The 15,017-nt window shown below is 53.6% G+C and carries 16 protein-coding genes; all 16 read left to right on the forward strand.

From position 1 onward, the window contains the following. Positions 1-7: 7 nt before the first annotated feature. On the forward strand, positions 8-1,366 hold the full coding sequence (locus UCI88_RS05045) for a PFL family protein (protein WP_044503972.1): 1,359 nt from the start codon (positions 8-10) through the stop codon (positions 1,364-1,366). A gap of 30 nt (positions 1,367-1,396) precedes the next feature. Continuing rightward, a complete protein-coding gene (locus UCI88_RS05050) occupies positions 1,397-2,434 on the forward strand; it encodes a glycosyltransferase family 4 protein (RefSeq protein ID WP_044503971.1) in 1,038 nt (345 codons plus the stop codon). 40 nt (positions 2,435-2,474) lie between these two features. Continuing rightward, a complete protein-coding gene (gene wecB, locus UCI88_RS05055) occupies positions 2,475-3,620 on the forward strand; it encodes a non-hydrolyzing UDP-N-acetylglucosamine 2-epimerase (RefSeq protein WP_044503970.1) in 1,146 nt (381 codons plus the stop codon). A gap of 222 nt (positions 3,621-3,842) precedes the next feature. Next, positions 3,843-4,079 (forward strand): AtpZ/AtpI family protein, encoded by a 237-nt coding sequence (locus UCI88_RS05060; protein ID WP_287770367.1) that lies wholly within the window; start codon positions 3,843-3,845, stop codon positions 4,077-4,079. A gap of 19 nt (positions 4,080-4,098) precedes the next feature. Beyond that, the gene (locus tag UCI88_RS05065; RefSeq protein ID WP_044503968.1) at positions 4,099-4,467 is read left to right on the forward strand and encodes an ATP synthase subunit I; all 369 of its coding nucleotides are present in this window, start codon (positions 4,099-4,101) and stop codon (positions 4,465-4,467) included. 19 nt (positions 4,468-4,486) lie between these two features. Beyond that, entirely contained in the window at positions 4,487-5,158 is a 672-nt protein-coding gene (gene atpB / locus UCI88_RS05070) for a F0F1 ATP synthase subunit A (protein ID WP_256179560.1), read from the forward strand. Between the two features lie 66 nt (positions 5,159-5,224). Beyond that, entirely contained in the window at positions 5,225-5,482 is a 258-nt protein-coding gene (atpE, locus tag UCI88_RS05075) for a F0F1 ATP synthase subunit C (protein WP_044503966.1), read from the forward strand. Positions 5,483-5,521: 39 nt separating this feature from the next. Further along, positions 5,522-6,019, forward strand: coding sequence for a F0F1 ATP synthase subunit B (gene atpF / locus UCI88_RS05080; RefSeq protein ID WP_044503965.1), 498 nt, complete (start codon positions 5,522-5,524; stop codon positions 6,017-6,019). 4 nt (positions 6,020-6,023) lie between these two features. After that, entirely contained in the window at positions 6,024-6,590 is a 567-nt protein-coding gene (locus UCI88_RS05085; protein ID WP_065360087.1) for a F0F1 ATP synthase subunit delta, read from the forward strand. After that, positions 6,590-8,125: a F0F1 ATP synthase subunit alpha gene (gene atpA, locus UCI88_RS05090; protein WP_065360088.1), complete on the forward strand. Its 1,536-nt coding sequence runs from the start codon at positions 6,590-6,592 to the stop codon at positions 8,123-8,125. Before UCI88_RS05085 ends, atpA begins: the two co-directional genes overlap by 1 nt. 3 nt (positions 8,126-8,128) lie before the next feature. Then, positions 8,129-8,992, forward strand: coding sequence for an ATP synthase F1 subunit gamma (gene atpG / locus UCI88_RS05095; protein WP_044503962.1), 864 nt, complete (start codon positions 8,129-8,131; stop codon positions 8,990-8,992). Between the two features lie 58 nt (positions 8,993-9,050). Then, the gene (atpD, locus tag UCI88_RS05100) at positions 9,051-10,469 is read left to right on the forward strand and encodes a F0F1 ATP synthase subunit beta (protein ID WP_044503961.1); all 1,419 of its coding nucleotides are present in this window, start codon (positions 9,051-9,053) and stop codon (positions 10,467-10,469) included. 3 nt (positions 10,470-10,472) lie between these two features. Continuing rightward, positions 10,473-10,895, forward strand: a complete 423-nt coding sequence (locus tag UCI88_RS05105) for a F0F1 ATP synthase subunit epsilon (protein WP_044503960.1) — start codon at positions 10,473-10,475, stop codon at positions 10,893-10,895. A gap of 359 nt (positions 10,896-11,254) precedes the next feature. Continuing rightward, positions 11,255-12,133 (forward strand): glycine--tRNA ligase subunit alpha, encoded by an 879-nt coding sequence (gene glyQ / locus UCI88_RS05110; RefSeq protein ID WP_044503959.1) that lies wholly within the window; start codon positions 11,255-11,257, stop codon positions 12,131-12,133. 1 nt (position 12,134) lies between these two features. Then, complete coding sequence (glyS, locus tag UCI88_RS05115) at positions 12,135-14,183, forward strand: glycine--tRNA ligase subunit beta (protein ID WP_256179559.1); 2,049 nt, start codon at positions 12,135-12,137, stop codon at positions 14,181-14,183. A 133-nt stretch (positions 14,184-14,316) separates the two neighbouring features. Then, positions 14,317-14,877 carry a hypothetical protein gene (locus UCI88_RS05120; protein WP_044503958.1) on the forward strand — a complete coding sequence of 187 codons (561 nt, stop codon included), beginning with the start codon at positions 14,317-14,319 and terminating at the stop codon, positions 14,875-14,877. The last annotated feature ends 140 nt before the right edge of the window (positions 14,878-15,017 follow it).

Below are 15,017 nucleotides of genomic sequence, written 5' to 3' on the forward strand. Positions count from 1 at the left end.
AGGGAATATGCTGACAATCCATGACGTACTTGAAACGAATCAAATGATTCAAAAGAACAACCTTGACGTCCGGACGATTACCATGGGCATCAGTCTCCTCGACTGCTGTGCCAGTGACGGCAAGACGTTGTGCAGCAACATTTACGATAAGATTACGCGCTACGGCGAGCACCTGGTAGAGACGGGGGAAGCCATTTCCCGCGAATACGGCGTGCCCATCATCAATAAACGCGTGTCTGTGACGCCCATCAGCCTCGTCGCCGGGGCCAGCGATATGACGAGTTATGTCGATATCGCCCGGACCCTTGATAAGGCGGCCAAGACGATCGGCATCAACTTCATCGGCGGCTTTTCGGCCCTCGTCGAACGGGGCATGAGCAAGGGCGACCGGATCCTCATCGATTCCATCGCCGAAAGCCTGGCTGTGACCGATCTCGTCTGCAGCTCCGTTGCCGTCGGCTCGACGAAGGCCGGCATCAACATGGATGCCGTCGCTGAAATGGGGCGGGTCTTTAAGGATTTGGCCGAACGGACGAAGGAACAGGATGCCTTAGGCTGTGCCAAACTGGTCGTCTTCTCCAATGCGGTAGAAGACAATCCCTTCATGGCCGGCGCCTTCCACGGCGTCACTAACGGCGATTCCTGTATCAGCGTCGGCGTCAGCGGCCCGGGCGTCGTAAAAGTAGCCCTAGAAAACGTGAAGGGCGAACCTTTCGATGTCGTCGCCGAAACGATTAAGAAGACGGCCTTTAAGATTACCCGTGTCGGCCAATTGGTCGCCATGGAAGCGTCGAAACGCCTCAATATGCCCTTTGGCATCATCGACTTATCCTTGGCACCGACACCGGCTGTCGGTGACAGTGTGGCTTCCATTCTTGAAGAAATGGGTCTTGAAAGCTGCGGGGCCTGCGGTACGACGGCAGCCCTGGCGCTTTTAAATGACGCCGTCAAGAAGGGCGGCCTCATGGCTTCGTCCCGCGTCGGCGGCCTGTCAGGCGCCTTCATTCCGGTCAGCGAAGACAAGGGCATGCTCGAAGCCGTCGGCCGCGGCAGCCTGAGCCTTGAAAAACTCGAAGCCATGACCTGCGTCTGCTCTGTCGGCCTCGATATGATCGCCATTCCCGGCGATACACCGGCGTCGACCATTTCGGCCATCATCGCCGATGAAGCAGCCATCGGCATGATCAACAACAAGACGACGGCCGTCCGCGTCATCCCCGTACCGGGCAAGGGCGTCGGCGATAACGTCGAGTTTGGCGGCCTTCTCGGCCATTGCCCGATTATCAATGTCAATAAATATAAGTCAGATGAATTCATTGCCCGCGGCGGCCGCATTCCGGCGCCCATGCGCAGTCTGACCAACTGATGATAGATTAACGGAAAGTAGGCGTGTGTTGTGCTCCAATATGTTGTACCCTTTATCATTGCCTTGGTCGTTTCCTATCTTTTGACGCCGGGCGTCAAGAAGGTGGCCATCAAGGTTGGCGCCGTGGACCGGCCCAATGCAAGAAAGGTACATACTCATGTCATCCCGCGGCTCGGCGGGCTGGCTATTTATATCGGCTTTATGGCGGCCGTCTTGTTCTGCGTGCCCCTGCACCATGAACTCATCGGCATGCTCCTCGGCTGTACGGCCATCGTCGCCATCGGCATTTGGGACGATATCTGCAACATCCCGGCCCGGGTCAAGCTCGTCGGCCAGATTGCAGCGGCCTGTATTCCCGTGGCCTTCGGCATTCAAATCGAATGGCTGACCAATCCTTTCGGAGATATCCTGGTCCTGCCGGAAGTCATTGCCATTCCGGTGACGATTTTCTGGATCATCGGCTTTACCAATACGGTGAACCTCATCGACGGTCTGGACGGACTGGCTGCCGGCGTAGCCTTCATCGCCTCGATTTCGATGTTCCTCTTGGCGGTAAACCTCAATCAATTCCTGCCGGCCCTCATCATTGTGTCCATGGCCGGTGCAGCCTTGGGATTTTTGCAGTACAACTTTAACCCTGCCAAAATCTTCATGGGCGATACGGGGAGTATGCTTCTCGGATATACCCTGGCCGTCTCGGCCGTTCTCGGCCTGGTCAAGACGGCGGCGACGGTGGCACTGGTCGTGCCCATCATCGCCTTAGGCCTTCCCATTCTCGATACGACCTTCGCCATCATCCGACGCCGGATGAGCGGCGTTCCCATATTTCAGCCGGATAAGGGTCATCTGCACCATCGTCTCCTGGCCCTGGGTATGACACAGAAGCAAGCCGTACTGATCATGTATTTTGTCAGCATGATGTTAGGCATCGTCGCCCTCTTCGTAGCCAACGTAAGCTATCAGACGGGGATCGTGACTGTCTTGGTCGTTCTTGCCGTTATCATCTACTCGGCAAAGCGCATCGGCATACTGCGTAAATCAACGACCGATTCGACCCGCAAACCATGACGGGAAGAATCGGTTCGTCATATAAGGAGGAATTTGTATTATGATTAAGGTAATGACTGTATTCGGCACGCGGCCGGAGGCGATTAAAATGGCACCGGTCGTCAAGGAATTACAGAAACATGCCGACAGCATTCAGACGGTCGTTGCCGTCACGGCCCAGCATCGCCAGATGCTCGACCAGGTCCTGGAGTTGTTCCGGATTACGCCGGATTACGACCTGGACATCATGGCCAAGGGCCAGACCTTATACGATATTACGACGAAGTCGCTCCTGGGTCTCAAGGATGTCCTGGCCAAAGAACAGCCGGATCTGGTCCTCGTTCACGGCGATACGACGACGACCTTTGCCGGGGCCCTGGCGTCCTATTATCAGCAGATCCCCGTCGGCCACGTCGAAGCCGGCCTTCGGACAGGGGATATATATTCGCCGTTCCCGGAAGAAATGAACCGCAAGCTCACCGGGGCCATTGCGGCCATTCATTTTGCCCCGACCTCGACGGCACGGGCCAATCTCGTCCGTGAAAATATAGATCCGTCTCAGATTTACGTAACGGGGAATACCGTCATCGACGCCTTGATGACGACCGTTGCCGGCGACTATGACTTCGGCGACCAATTGAAATCGGTGGACTTCAAGCACCACCGAGTCATCCTCTTGACGACGCACCGTCGGGAAAACCTCGGCGAGCCCATGCGCCATATCTATAAGGCCCTGCGCCGCATCATCGAAGAGATTCCCGATACGGAAATCGTCTTTCCCGTCCACCGCAACCCGAAAGTCCGCAAGGTCGTCGAAGATGAACTGTCCGGCATCGACCGGATCCATCTCATCGACCCCATGGAATATGAACCCTTTGCCAACCTCATGAGCCTCAGCTATCTGGTACTGACCGATTCCGGCGGCATCCAGGAAGAAGCGCCGTCTCTTGGCAAACCGGTTCTGGTCCTGCGCAATACGACGGAACGGCCGGAAGCCGTGGAAGCCGGGACGGTCCGCCTCATCGGCACGCATAAAGACGTCGTCTATGAAGAAACGAAGCGCCTCTTGACCGACAAGGCCGCTTATGACGCCATGAGCAACGCCATAAATCCCTATGGCGACGGCCAGGCATCGCGGCGCATCGTCGAAGCCATTCTCCATGTTTTTGCCGGCAAGGAAGCCGTTCCTGACGACTTCTGCCGTTAAAATAAGCTTCAGTTATATTGAGAATAGTTTTTAGCTATATACTCGCTTTTTCTTTCATTTTGTGTTGATTTTCCTGTTTTTCCGTGCTAAAATAAGCAATAATCGCGGCTAAACGTAGGTTTTCTATGCGCGGCGCGGTTGTGGAAAGACTGCTATCGCCTGAGCAGGAGTGTGTGTGCTATGAGAAAAAAGAATGATTCTCACAGTGACAAAAGGTCTTCTATGAGGCTTTTAGACATCGTTGCCATTGCCGCATCTCTCGGCCTGTCGCTCTTTGTCTGCATCTGCGTCGGCGTCGCCATCGGCCGTTTTATCGATGTCTATACGGGCACATCGCCGTGGGGATTGATCCTCTTTTCCCTGATCGGTGCCGTTTCCGGGTTCTGGACGCTTTACAAAAAAGCCTTGTCCTATGAACGGGATGAATCCCGCCGGAATGGATCGTCATCGAGCCGATGAGAACCGCGGAGGATAGTCTATGGAAGCTTTTTACACCTATGTGAAGGCAACAATTTGCAAACTCATTGGTTTTACATGTATCGTCGCCGCCGTGCTCTTACTGGGCGGGTGGTGGCAGTACATAAGTGGCTGGTGTATCGGCAGCGGCTTGAACATCGTCTATTTTTTCATGCTCAGCAGCCGTTCGGTACGGGCCTTGAAACTGCCGCCCGAGCAGGCGGCGGCATTCATCCGCGGCGGTGCCGTGTTCCGGCTGATTTTCGTCTGCCTGGCCGTCATCGTGATCTTGCAGTTCCCGTCCATTTCACTGGGAGCTGCCGTGGCCGGTATCTTTTCATACCGCGTCCTGATCTTTGCAGATGTGTTGACCGCACGCTTCAGACGGTAAAGGAAAGGAGGTATTGCGTATGGAATTACATGCAGGGCATCATGTGGTCGTTCAGCTTCTGGGTCTGAATGTGAACCTGGATACGCTGATGATGACCTGGCTCGTTGCAGCGCTGGTTATCATCGTCACCGTCTCTGCCACAAGGGGACGTTCCCTCGTCCCGTCGGGCCTGCAGAATGCCATGGAAATGGTCATCGAATCCCTCCTCGATCAGTTCAGGGAAACGTTGGGACCGAAATACGGCCAAGTCGTATCGGTCTTATTGACCATGTTCTTATTCATCCTGTTCGCCAACGAATTGGGCATGATTCCGAATCCGGAAATCCTGGCTTCGCCGACGAATGACTTGAATACGACTGTCGCCCTGGCACTGGTATCTTCTTTTATGGTCCATTTTATGGCCTTGAAGAACCAGGGGTTCAAAAAACATTTCAAGAGCTTCTTTAAACCCTTTGCGCCATTTGTTATCATCAATCTGATGGAAGAAATTACCAAACCGTTAACGTTGGCCTTCCGTCTATTTGGCAATATACTGGCCGGGGAAATTTTGTTGGAAGTCCTGTACTTCCTCGTGCCTATCGGCATTCCAATCATCTGGCTGGTGTTCAGCCTGGTCATCGGTCTCATTCAGGCATTTATCTTTACGATCCTGACCACGTCTTATCTGGCTCCGTCTTTTGCAGACGACTAATCGTGCCGGATACTGTTTTACACTGAAATTTTCATCTTATTCACAGAAACTAGGAGGTTATTTATTATGGAAAAAGCTATCGTATTGGCATTGTCCGCTTTTGGTGCATGCTTGGGTATTGGTTTGGCAGCTCTCGGCGCTGCTATCGGTGACGGTCATGCCGCATCGAAAATGCTCGAAGGTACGGCTCGTCAGCCTGAAATGGGCGGCAAACTCTTGGTCAACATGCTTATCTCCATCGGCTTGATCGAATCCATGCCGATTATCGCAGCTGTCATCTCCATCGTATTGGTCTTTGCCAATCCGTTCGTCAGCCTGCTTTAATCTGAATGATTCTACTATACAGCCGGGGAGGGAAGTACATTGGTTAGTATTAATGGTACCTTGCTGTTCCAGTTTATCAACTTCTTCGTCTTAGTTGCTATTTTGGCGAAGTTCGCTTACAAACCGCTGCTCAAAGTGCTGGAAGACCGCCGCAATAAGATTGCCTCCGATCTCAGCGATGCCGCGAAAGCTAAAGAAACGGCTGAAAAGATGAGAGCCGATTATGAAGCTCAGATCCGCGATGCCCGTGCAGAAGCGCAGGCCATCGTCGACAAGGCGGTAAAGCAGGCCGATAAAGAAGCACAGGCCCAGCTCGAAGCCATTCGCGATCAGATCGCCCGGGAAAAACAGATTGCCCAGGCTGAAATCGCCAATGAACGGGAAGCGGCTATCCGGGAAATGCGTAAGGAAGTAGTCAATCTGTCGATGGCTGTGGCAGAAAAACTGCTCAAGAAGAATATCGATTCCGATATGAACGCGAAACTCGTAGCCGACTGCATTGACCAGATCCAGACGCAGCGCGTAAAGGGGAACTGATCTTATGATACCCGAAACGATCTACAGCAAATACAGCCAGGCTATGTTTGACATTGCCAGCGAACAGAAGAAGCTTACCGAGTTCGGAACAGAATTAAAAGGCGTACGGGATACGTTTCAGGAAAATCCCGATTTATGGAAATTCCTGAATCATCCCCTCGTACCGCCGCAGTCCAAAAAGGACACATTGAAAAAGATTTTTGGGGACAGCGTGTCGCCGATGGTCATGCAGTTCATGTATGTCATGATCGACCGGCGCCGTGAAGCGGCTTTGGTTTTGGGCATTGACGGGTTTATCGATTTGGCCCGTAAGGCTCAGAACATCGAAGTGGCCAAAATCCGCGTCGTCAAGCCGCTGTCCAAGAAAGAACAGACCAAGCTCGTAGCCAGCCTGGAAGCCATGACGGGACAGCAGATAGAACCGCTGTACTACGTCGATCCGTCGCTTATCGGCGGCATGGTCATCCAAATTGGCGATAAATTAATAGACGGCAGCCTTAAGCGGCATCTGCAGGATATGCAGAATAGCCTGCTCCAGGCTGACGCGACGAATGGGGTGACGGACGAATAATGAATATGAAGCCAGAAGAAATTACGGCTATAATCAAGAAACAAATCGAAGATTATAATGTGGAAATGAACGTCGATGACGTCGGTACCGTCTTGGAAGTCGGGGACGGCATTGCCCACATTTACGGTTTGGAAAAAGCCATGTCCGGGGAATTACTGGAACTGCCGCACGGCGTTTACGGCATGGCCCTGAACTTGGAAGAAGATAACGTCGGCGCCGTACTGCTCGGCGATGACGCCCTCATCAAAGAAGGCGACACCGTCCGTCGTACAGGCCGCGTTATGCGTGTCCCTGTCGGCGAAAACATGATTGGCCGCGTCGTCAATCCCTTAGGGATGGCCATTGACGGCAAAGGGGACATCAAGACGACGGAATCCCGTCTTATCGAAGTCAAGGCCTACGGTATTGCCGACCGCCAGCCGGTCAAGGTACCGCTCCAGACGGGTCTGAAAGCCATCGACTCCATGGTCCCTATCGGCCGTGGCCAGCGTGAACTCATCATCGGCGACCGCGGCACGGGCAAGACGGCCATTGCCATCGATACGATCTTGAATCAGAAGGATACGGGCGTCATCTGTGTCTACGTCGCCATCGGTCAGAAATCGTCGACCGTTGCCCGCGTCGTACGGACCCTCGAAGAACACGGCGCTATGGCCTATACCATCGTCGTTGCCGCAACGGCCTCCGACGGGGCTCCGCTCCAGTATCTTGCTCCGTATTCCGGCGTATCCATTGCCGAATATTTCATGCTCCAGGGCAAAGACTGCCTCTGCGTATACGACGATTTGTCCAAACACGCTCAGGCATACCGTGCCATGAGTTTGCTTCTCCGTCGTCCGCCAGGACGTGAAGCGTATCCCGGCGACGTATTCTACTTACATTCCCGTCTGCTCGAACGGGCGGCTAAACTGTCCGATGAATTGGGCGGCGGCTCGATTACGGCCCTGCCGATCATCGAAACCTTGGCCGGTGACTTGTCGGCCTATATTCCGACCAACGTCATTTCCATTACCGACGGCCAGATTTTCCTCGAAACAGAAGCCTTCAACTCCGGGATCCGTCCGGCTATCAACGTCGGCCTCTCCGTATCCCGTGTCGGCGGTTCGGCTCAGATCAAGGCCATGAAGAGCATTGCCGGTACGCTCCGTTTGAACCTGGCCCAGTACCGCGAATTGGCAGCTTTTGCTCAGTTCGGCTCCGACCTCGATAAGAACACGAAAGCCCAGATCGATGCCGGTGAACGGACGATGCAGCTCCTCATTCAGCCGCAGTATAAGCCGATGGCCGTTGAAGATCAGGTCATGCAGATTTATTTGGCCGTTAAGAACTACCTGATGCCTGTCCAGGTCGATGAAGTTGCAGAATTTGCAGACGGCTTCGTTACCTTCATGCACAGCAACTATCCGGAAGTCGGTGAAAGCATTAAATCGACGAAGGAACTCGGCAAAGATGCAGAAGAAACCCTCAAGAAAGCCATTGCGGAATACCTCAAGCAGTACGGTACTTCTCACGAACTGGTTAAAGAGGAGGAATAAGCTATGCCGAGTGCACGCGAAATAAATCGACGGATAAAATCCGTTACCAATACTCAGCAGATCACCAAGGCCATGAAGATGGTCTCTTCCGTGCGACTGCGCCGTGCACAGGAACGGGCACTGGCTACTGCCCCGTATACCGAAAAAATGGAAGGCATGCTGCGCCGCTTGTCGGCGGCATCCCCCGATTCCGGGAACCCTTTGTTCCAGTCCCGCGATGACGTCAAGAAGACGTGCTATATCATCATCGGGGCTGACAAGGGCCTGGCCGGTGCCTTCAACGCCAACATCAACAAGACCATGGTATCCGTCTTAAAGGATAAGCCGCGCAGTGCGTCGGTCCTTTTCGTCTCCGGCCGCAAACCGGCAGAGTACTTAAAGCACCTGCATATTACGCCGGAAGAAAAATGGTCCGGTTTTTCGGATAAGCCGCAGCTCATCAATGCCCAGGAAATCGCCCATTTGGCGACGCAGAAGTTCCTCGACGGCGAAGTCGATGAAGTCTATGTCATCTATACGCACTTCAAAACGGCCTTGTCCCAGGAAGCAAAAATCGTGAAGATGCTGCCTATTTCTCAGGAAGAACAGGCCGGTGACCAGGGGCCGCGGGAAGAGTACTTGTTTGCTCCCGATGCATCCCAGGTCCTCGATTCTTTGCTGCCCCAGTACTTAGATCTGTTTATCTACAACAGTCTCCTTCAGTCAGCTGCCAGTGAACTCGGTGCCCGCATGACGGCCATGACGTCGGCTACGGACAACGCCGGTGAGCTGATCGAAAAACTGACTGTTACCTACAATAAAGTCCGCCAGGCTGGTATTACCAACGAACTGACGGAAATCGTAAGTGGCGCCAACGCCTTGAAATAAGACGTGATTCTCGTCACGCGCTGCTGTTACAATTCTTGAAAGAGAGGAGAACCTCTTCATGAGCAATAACATTGGGAAAGTAGTCCAGGTCATCGGCCCGGTCGTCGACGTGCGGTTTGCTTCCGAAGCAGACTTGCCGTCCATCTACAACGCCATCCATATCACGGGCGGTGAAGGCGACCAGAAGATCGACCTCATTGTAGAAGCCATGCAGCACTTAGGTGACGACGTCGTCCGCTGCGTTTCCATGGACTCCACAGATGGCCTCGTCCGCGGCATGGCAGCCGAAAATACCGGCGACCCGATCAAGGTCCCTGTCGGCAAAGGCGTCTTAGGCCGTATCTTCAACGTCCTCGGCAATACCGTTGACAAAGTCGACGCCAAGGTCGAAGCCGATGATTACTGGCCGATCCACCGTCCGGTTCCGAAATTCGAAAACCAGGCGACGGAAACAGAAATCTTTGAAACGGGGATCAAAGTCGTCGACCTCATCTGCCCTTATGCTAAGGGTGGTAAGATCGGCCTCTTCGGCGGTGCCGGCGTCGGTAAAACAGTCCTCATCATGGAATTGATTCACAACGTTGCTACGGGCCACGGCGGTTATTCCGTCTTCACCGGTGTCGGTGAACGTACCCGTGAAGGCAATGACCTTTGGAACGAAATGAAGGAATCCGGCGTTATCGACAAGACGGCCCTCGTCTACGGTCAGATGAATGAACCGCCAGGAGCCCGTATGCGCGTCGGCCTGACCGGTCTTACCATGGCCGAATACTTCCGCGATAAGGAACACAAGGACGTCTTGTTGTTCATCGACAACATCTTCCGTTTCATCCAGGCAGGTTCCGAAGTTTCGGCCCTTCTCGGCCGTATTCCGTCTGCCGTCGGTTACCAGCCGACCCTGGGTACCGACGTCGGCGCCCTGCAGGAACGCATTACGTCGACCAAAGACGGTTCTATCACGTCCGTCCAGGCCGTTTACGTCCCTGCCGACGACCTCACGGACCCGGCTCCGGCTGCTACCTTCGCGCACCTCGATGCGACGACGGTTCTGTCCCGTCAGATCGCCGAACTCGGGATTTACCCGGCCGTCGATCCTTTGGACTCCACGTCTCGTATCCTCGACCCGAACATCATCGGCGACGATCACTACAATACGGCCCGTGCCGTACAGGAAATCCTCCAGAAGTACAACGACCTGCAGGATATCATCGCCATCTTGGGTATCGACGAACTGTCAGAAGAAGATAAGCTGACCGTTGCCCGTGCCCGTAAAGTACAGCGTTTCCTCAGCCAGCCTTTCGCCGTTGCTGAACAGTTTACCGGTCAGGAAGGCCGTTACGTCCCGCTGAAAGAAACGATCGAAGGCTTCAAAGAAATCTTGTCCGGTAAATGTGACGACATGCCTGAACAGGCATTCTACATGGTCGGCAATATTGAAGAAGCCTATGAAAAGGCCAAGACGCTGAAAGGGGAATAGTCTATGGCAGAAGCAGGAAAGACACTCCATTTGGAAGTCATAACGCCCGATGCTGCCGTACTCCATGAAGACGTGGATTTCATCCTCGTCCGTGCCTTAGACGGCGATTTGGGCATCATGCCCAACCATGCGCCGCTCATCGCCTCCCTGTCGATTTGGCCCTTATGCTATGACAAGGACGGAAGCCGCGGCTGCGTCACCGTTGCCGGAGGCTTCCTCGAAGTCCATGGCAATACGGTCACGGTCATTACGCCGGCTTCGGAAAAGCCGGAAGACATCGACTTAGAGCGAGCCATCGAATCGGAAAAGCGTGCCGAAGCCTTATTGGCGAAACACGCTGCCGATCTCGACGAAACCCGTGCCCAAGCGTCCCTGCAGCGTGCTCTGCGCCGCATCGACGTAGCCCGCAAATACGGCAAGCAATAGGATTACCCGATTGAAAAGGATTGTCTCCTAAAGGTTTTATGCCTTTAGCGACAATCCTTTTTTGATGGGGGAAAAGATTGACTTTTACCCTTAAGTTTGCTATGATAAGGAACGTACAATTACATAGGCGATGCAAGAGAACAAGTACGTATCTTATCAGCGAGGCCGGGACAGTGTGAGCCGGCTGCCGATGCGGAAGGCGCTCTGAAGGCCGCGGCCGGAAGTCAGTCGATGTGTATGGCCGGTAAATCAAGCGGGTCTTTTGGACCAATCAGGGTGGAACCGCGGGTACGTATACTCGTCCCTGTAACATACTTATCTATGTTACAGGGACTTTTTTGCATGTAGGAGGGAATACGATGAATTTTCAAGACATGATATTCGCATTGAAGAACTTCTGGTCTTCTCAGGGCTGTATCATCTACGAACCGTATGATGTAGAAAAAGGGGCAGGGACCATGAACCCGGCGACGTTCCTCAGAACGCTCGGCCCGGAACCGTGGCACGTAGCTTATGTTGAACCGTCGCGCCGCCCGGCAGACGGCCGCTACGGCGACAATCCGAACCGCCTTTATCAGCACCATCAGTTCCAGGTCATCTGCAAACCGTCGCCGGACAACATTCAGGAACTCTATTTAAAGAGTTTGGAAACCTTGGGCATCAACCCGGCTGAACACGACATCCGCTTCGTCGAAGACAACTGGGAATCGCCGACCCTCGGCGCCTGGGGCCTTGGCTGGGAAGTCTGGCTCGACGGCATGGAAGTCACGCAGTTTACCTACTTCCAGCAAGTCGGCGGCATCGACGTCGCACCCGTATCGTCGGAAATCACATACGGCATGGAACGCTTGGCCATGTATATCCAGGGCGTAGAAAACGTCTATGACCTCCAGTGGAACGAAACGGCCACTTACGGCGACATCTTCCATCAGAACGAAGTCGAACAGTCGACGTATGCCTTTGAACTGAGCAACGCCGACCTCTTGTTCCACCTCTTCGATGAATATGAAAAAGAAGCCATGCGGGTCATCAAAGCCGGCTTCGTCCTTCCGGCCTATGACTACGTATTGAAATGCTCGCACACGTTCAACCTCCTCGATGCCCGCGGCGCCATCAGCGTCAGCGAACGAGCTGCCTTCATCGGCCGCGTCCGCAGTATGGCCCGGGCCTGCGCTAAGGCATACCTGGAACAGCGTGAAAAATTAGGATTCCCAATGCTTTCCAAGGAGGAAAAATAAGATGAGCAAAGATTTGTTACTTGAAATCGGTACCGAAGAAATCCCGGCTCATTATATGCCGAGTATCCTCGGCCAGGTCAAAGACTTGGCTGAAAAATCGTTTGGCGAAGCCAATATCGCTTATGAATCGGTCCGCACCTTGGGCACGCCGCGCCGCATCGCCTTGCTGATGAAAGGTGTCGCTGAAAAACAGGCTGACGTCTCGGCCAAACACAAGGGCCCGTCGGTCTCTATCGCCTATGACGGCGACGGCAAGCCGACCAAGGCTGCCATGGGCTTTGCCCGCGGTCAGAAGATTGCCGTCGAAGACTTGACCGTTGAAGACGGTTACGTCTACGCCAACGTCACCAGCGTCGGTGCTGAAACAAAGGGCCTTTTGCCGGACCTCATGAAAGGCATCGTAACGGGCCTCAACTTCCCCAAGAGCATGCACTGGGGGAGCCTCGACTTCCACTTCGTACGGCCTATCCGCTGGTTCGTGGCCCTCTTTGATACAGACGTCATTCCCTTTGAATTGGCCAACGTTTCGTCGGGAAAGGTCAGCCGCGGTCATCGCTTCCTCGGCACGGGCGACTTTACCATCGAAAATCCGGCCTCTTATGAAGCCGTCTGCGAAGAACACTTCCTCATCGTCGACCCGGAAAAGCGCCGTCAGCTCATCCTCGACGGCCTTCAGAAACTGGCTGACGAAAAGGGAGGGACGGTCATCATGGACGACGACCTCCTGGAAGAAGTCGTTTACCTCGTCGAATATCCGACGGCCCTCTGTGGTGAATTCGATAAAGATTATTTGAAGCTCCCTGAAGCGGCCATCATTACGCCCATGAAGGACCACCAGCGCTATTTCCCCATGCGTGATGGAGAAGGCAAGCTCATGAACCTCTTCTTGACCGTCCGCAACGGCAATGACTACCATTTGGAAACGGTTCAGCACGGCAACGAACGCGTCCTTCGTGCCCGCCTCGACGACGCCAAGTTCTTCTTTGAAGAAGATAAGAAACATAAACTGGTCGATTATACGGAAAAATTGAAGAAGATCGTCTTCCAGGACGGCCTCGGTACGCTCCACGACAAGGCTCAGCGCCTGGCACAGATCACGGTATTCCTTAATCAGAAACTCGATCTCGGCCTCGACGATGCCAAACTCCAACGGGCTTCTGAACTGGCCAAAGCCGACCTTGCCACCCAGATGGTCATGGAATTTACGGAACTCCAGGGCGTCATGGGTAAGGAATACGCCCTCATCGACGGGGAAGACGAAGGCGTTGCCGAAGCCATCAACGAACAGTATCAGCCGCGCTTTGCCGGCGACGAACTGCCGGCGACCGACATGGGCCGAATCCTCGGCATTGCCGATAAATTCGATACCATTACGGGCATGTTCAGCCGCGGTTTCATTCCGACGGGCTCCCAGGACCCCTTTGCCCTGCGCCGCCAGACCATCGGCATCTTGAACATCGTCATGGATGCCGGTTGGAATATCAACTGCCATGAAGTCTTTGCCTTCATCTTAAACCTCCTCGGCGTCACCGGTGAAGATGCCGCTTCTGTCATGGGTCAACTCGACGATTACTTTACCCTGCGCTTAAAGAACATCTTCCAGGACAAGGGCATGGATTACCATATCATCGACTGCGTCCTCAGTTCCGATACGCTCAATGCCAATGAAGCGGCTCGCCGCGCTCAGGCCCTCATCGATGCCGATATCATGAGCAAGACCGATCTTCTTCAGGCCTTCACCCGGGTCAGCAATATGATCAAAGGCGCCGATGATACCGACGTCGATCCCGACCTCTTTGAAACCGACGAAGAACGGGCCCTCTACAGCGCCTGCCAGGCTATGCAGGTCAACTTGTCCCAGCAGTACGCCGTCTATGACTACCAGAGCGTAGCCAATACCTTGTCCGAAGGCATTGCCGTCATCAACGAATTCTTGGACAACGTTCTGGTCATGCATAAGGATGAAGCCGTCAAAGAAAACCGACTCCATCTCCTGGCCTTGACGTACAGCCTTATTCAGCCGCTGGGCGATATCAAAAAATTATCGTAAGCCGCCTTTCTTGTGCAGCTAATTTTGAATATGGTATAATAGATGACAGATGCAGCCTGCCTGCATCTGTTATTTATTTGAAAGCCCTCTTTTCGCAAGTTCCATCGCACCAGAAAATAAAGGAGTGATATCCATGAAATTAAAGAACGTTGCCCTCTTAGTCGCTGCCTTGACCTGTATCGCAGGCTCGACGGCACTGGCTGCTGAAAAAGTCAACATCAAAAGCTCCAATGCCGACAGTTATGACGTCGTTCAGGTCATGACGACGAAGGATAAGGACTACTATCAGTATTACAACAGCGCCTATCAGTATGCCGTCGACATCCCGCGCAGTGCGACGGCCGCCGATATGACGACCGACGGGGACGGGGCTTACTTCCAGGACCCGAAGGACGATGCCGTTTTCCGGACCTATGCCGCCAAGAATACCATGGGCTTTTCCATCGATGAATTGTATAACATGGCTATCGGCATGAACGAATCGCCGGAATTGACGACCAACATCAAGACCAAGGACAGCTACGCCATCGGCTGGACCGACGGCAAGACGTCTTACTATCACGAACTTTACATCAACGACAAGAACAAGACCTATGTGGCCTTTACCGTAACCTATCCGACGGACAAGCGGGATAAGTACCAGGCTATCATCTCCCACATGTCCCGTACCTTCCTGCCGAACGTCCGGATGTAGGCCTCAGGTTTCTTCGTATTTGCGATTTTGCGAGAAAAAAGGCTTTACACAAAGGATTTTTTATGATATAATTCCTTTGTTATTTTAGGCAGTCCGCTGCCCGATATGATCGGTATCATATGACGATTGCTGCGTACCAT

It is taken from the genome of Megasphaera massiliensis (genome assembly GCF_036305205.1).
Classification (GTDB): Bacteria; Bacillota; Negativicutes; order Veillonellales; family Megasphaeraceae; genus Megasphaera; species Megasphaera massiliensis.

What these genes read in the sequence shown, in the direction of transcription:
- UCI88_RS05045 (WP_044503972.1), top strand. Translation starts at nt 8, where the DNA reads ATGCTGACAATCCATGACGTACTTGAAACGAATCAAATGATTCAAAAG.
- wecB (WP_044503970.1), top strand. Translation starts at nt 2,475, where the DNA reads ATGATTAAGGTAATGACTGTATTCGGCACGCGGCCGGAGGCGATTAAA.
- UCI88_RS05060 (WP_287770367.1), top strand. Translation starts at nt 3,843, where the DNA reads ATGAGGCTTTTAGACATCGTTGCCATTGCCGCATCTCTCGGCCTGTCG.
- UCI88_RS05065 (WP_044503968.1), top strand. Translation starts at nt 4,099, where the DNA reads ATGGAAGCTTTTTACACCTATGTGAAGGCAACAATTTGCAAACTCATT.
- atpB (WP_256179560.1), top strand. Translation starts at nt 4,487, where the DNA reads ATGGAATTACATGCAGGGCATCATGTGGTCGTTCAGCTTCTGGGTCTG.
- atpE (WP_044503966.1), top strand. Translation starts at nt 5,225, where the DNA reads ATGGAAAAAGCTATCGTATTGGCATTGTCCGCTTTTGGTGCATGCTTG.
- UCI88_RS05085 (WP_065360087.1), top strand. Translation starts at nt 6,024, where the DNA reads ATGATACCCGAAACGATCTACAGCAAATACAGCCAGGCTATGTTTGAC.
- atpA (WP_065360088.1), top strand. Translation starts at nt 6,590, where the DNA reads ATGAATATGAAGCCAGAAGAAATTACGGCTATAATCAAGAAACAAATC.
- atpG (WP_044503962.1), top strand. Translation starts at nt 8,129, where the DNA reads ATGCCGAGTGCACGCGAAATAAATCGACGGATAAAATCCGTTACCAAT.
- atpD (WP_044503961.1), top strand. Translation starts at nt 9,051, where the DNA reads ATGAGCAATAACATTGGGAAAGTAGTCCAGGTCATCGGCCCGGTCGTC.
- UCI88_RS05105 (WP_044503960.1), top strand. Translation starts at nt 10,473, where the DNA reads ATGGCAGAAGCAGGAAAGACACTCCATTTGGAAGTCATAACGCCCGAT.
- glyQ (WP_044503959.1), top strand. Translation starts at nt 11,255, where the DNA reads ATGAATTTTCAAGACATGATATTCGCATTGAAGAACTTCTGGTCTTCT.
- glyS (WP_256179559.1), top strand. Translation starts at nt 12,135, where the DNA reads ATGAGCAAAGATTTGTTACTTGAAATCGGTACCGAAGAAATCCCGGCT.
- UCI88_RS05120 (WP_044503958.1), top strand. Translation starts at nt 14,317, where the DNA reads ATGAAATTAAAGAACGTTGCCCTCTTAGTCGCTGCCTTGACCTGTATC.